The sequence below is a fragment of the Pseudomonas sp. HMWF006 genome, assembly GCF_003061205.1.
Classification (GTDB): Bacteria; Pseudomonadota; Gammaproteobacteria; order Pseudomonadales; family Pseudomonadaceae; genus Aquipseudomonas; species Aquipseudomonas monsensis.
On record NZ_QAIU01000033.1, the window covers coordinates 1 to 2,321 of the forward strand.

3 protein-coding genes are annotated in these 2,321 nt (G+C 54.7%); all 3 read left to right on the plus strand.

The features are described from left to right. Positions 1 to 731: 731 nt before the first annotated feature. The 3 genes from DBR24_RS01145 to DBR24_RS01155 are packed head-to-tail and all read left to right on the plus strand — an operon-like array spanning position 732 to position 2,224. Entirely contained in the window at positions 732 to 1,229 is a 498-nt protein-coding gene (locus DBR24_RS01145; protein WP_128613628.1) for a PAAR domain-containing protein, read from the plus strand. A 3-nt stretch (positions 1,230 to 1,232) separates the two neighbouring features. Next, on the plus strand, positions 1,233 to 1,838 hold the full coding sequence (locus tag DBR24_RS01150; RefSeq protein ID WP_218278114.1) for a hypothetical protein: 606 nt from the start codon (positions 1,233 to 1,235) through the stop codon (positions 1,836 to 1,838). Then, entirely contained in the window at positions 1,835 to 2,224 is a 390-nt protein-coding gene (locus DBR24_RS01155; protein ID WP_128613629.1) for a hypothetical protein, read from the plus strand. The genes DBR24_RS01150 and DBR24_RS01155 overlap by 4 nt, the downstream gene beginning before the upstream one ends. Positions 2,225 to 2,321: the final 97 nt, after the last annotated feature.

Consider the following 2,321-nt stretch of genomic DNA (forward strand, 5'->3'; position numbering starts at 1 on the left):
TCGTAGGGGGAAACCGATTCGGTTTCGGGTGGGTTGGGTGTTGGTTTGATCATGAGTGAATCTCCAAGTCATAGAAAAGGAGCCATCATCTTTCGCTACCAAACGAAGGGGTGGTGGCCATACGAAGGTTGGTAGACCGGTGACTTGGAGAACCGGCGCGCCCGAAGACGCCCTGCGCATGACCACCATAAACACACAGCCCCAAAAAGGCCTGTATCGGGTGACGCTATGCGCCAAGTCTAAACCGGGCTACCAAACCCGATCGCTGATTCGTCAGCGACCGGACCACAATAGAATCCGAACCAAAAGCGCACAAGCCGGCGGATTCTGGCGTAGCTGTAGGCAAAGGCGCAAGGATGTGTAGCCTGAGAGAGTGTCTGGAGATGTCTTTTTAAACGTTTGCGTTTATCGCGCCTCATCGCGTCCTGCCGTCTAAAAACGATCCCGTCACCTGTTGCCAAGGATTCCCCCTGCTAGCCCCGCCTGGCGGCCACATCTATCAGTCAACCAATAATTTGTAAGTAAATATTGAGCGCGCCGCCTGCCTCGGGCATGCTGCGCGCAGCACATTTACATGGACAGTAAAACTTTATGCGCCCCTCCAAGGACATGCCCTTTTCTTCGCGCGTACACGCTGGACACCCCCGCATTATTTTGGCGGCCGATACCCCTCGCCCCATATCGACTCCATTTCGGTCAAGGAAAACTGAAACTTTGAAAAGGAACATTTCATGAGTGGCAAACCTGCTGCGCGAGTGACAGATCCAACCAATTGCCCGCTCCCGGGGCATGGCACAAACCCTATTGTCAGCGGCTCGCCCAATGTAAATTTCGACGGCCTTGCCGCCGCTCGAATGACCGACAAATCCGCCTGTGGTAGCCCAATTACGGGCGCCGTCAGCGCTACGGTTTTCATCAATGGGCTGAATGCTGCGACTAAAGACAGTACCGGTGGCCACGGCAACGTGGTTATCGGCGGATCCGGAACGGTCATTATTGGCGACACCGTCGTATCAGCGCCCTTCAGCGGTCTGCTGCCGATGCCAGTGCACTTTACTGACAAGTTCAGATTGGTTGACCAAGAGTCGGGCAAACCGCTAGCCCATTTTGAATACGCCATTCAACGCGCTGACGGCAGCATGGAACATGGCGTAAGTGATCCGATGGGCTACACGCACGTAGTGAGTTCGCACCTGCCTGAAACCATCAAGCTGTTTCTTGAGGATTAAGGCATGGCTGAAGTGGTTAGCAAGAGTGGCAGGAAAATGTCTCCCGTCGCCACGAGAGAAGTGACAGCCGTCAAAGACACCTCCCCTAAAACTGTAGCGCTGGACGCTAAAAAACAGATAAGACGGGCGGAGAATGAGGAGTATTTGAAGGATCCGAACGTGAAGGCATATTTGGCTGCCATTGCCAAAGCCGAAGGCGGTGACTACCACGCGAAATATGGATATGGCTGGGCAAAGGGTTTTCAAACCGGGAAATGGACGTTCACAGATGAGTCCACCCATCCAGGCGCCGGTTTCGGCGGATCAACTACGGCATCGGGCTTGTATCAAATAACCATTGCCACTTGGCGCGAGTATGGCGGCAAGATGGGGCTGACCGACTTTACGCCTCATACCCAAGACCTTATAGCGGTCGACATTCTGCGCACCCTCGGTGTGATCGACAAGATCAAGGCAGGTGACATCCCGGGCGCGATGCCGAAAGCCGCAACACGGTGGGCGGCACTTCCCGAGGGGCCCGGCAAGAAAAATCACTATCCACCGCAACCTTACGCCGAATATCCGGATTTTTTGTCGTACTACAAATCGGCTGGAGGAACCGTCAAATGAAGGCTTTGCACCTCATATTTGTCGCACTTTATTGCACAGGTATCAGCACAGCGTTTGCCGATGGCTCACAGGCGCCAAACGACAAGCGCGGGCCAGCAGGCATCGTCGTCGGTGAGCGTTTGGTCCCGGCCAAGTCCAAGCTCGTCAAACAAGGCTGGAAGCCAACGCCGATGCATACCACCGACGGTTATGAATACAGCGGCGTGGAGCGTGAGTTGGCTGCACGCAAGTTCATCGAACTGGATACCTGTTCTTTCGATAGCTCGCGCTGCATCTTGTACTACTCAAAGAAAGGCACCTGCCTGCGCGTCGATACCATCGGTGAACAGTTCAAGGACATGACGGTTACGCGATGGACCGATGAATGTCCTGAAATGCCTCAATAACCCGCCCCCACAGGTTTCAGCCTCGCACACACTATCTGTGACCAGCCTAAAACCCTGTGGGAGCGAGCTTGCTCGCGAAGGCGCCAGAATGACCACC

Coding starts and splice junctions, on each gene's coding strand:
- DBR24_RS01155 (WP_128613629.1), top strand. CDS start 1,835: ATGAAGGCTTTGCACCTCATATTTGTCGCACTTTATTGCACAGGTATC.
- DBR24_RS01145 (WP_128613628.1), top strand. CDS start 732: ATGAGTGGCAAACCTGCTGCGCGAGTGACAGATCCAACCAATTGCCCG.
- DBR24_RS01150 (WP_218278114.1), top strand. CDS start 1,233: ATGGCTGAAGTGGTTAGCAAGAGTGGCAGGAAAATGTCTCCCGTCGCC.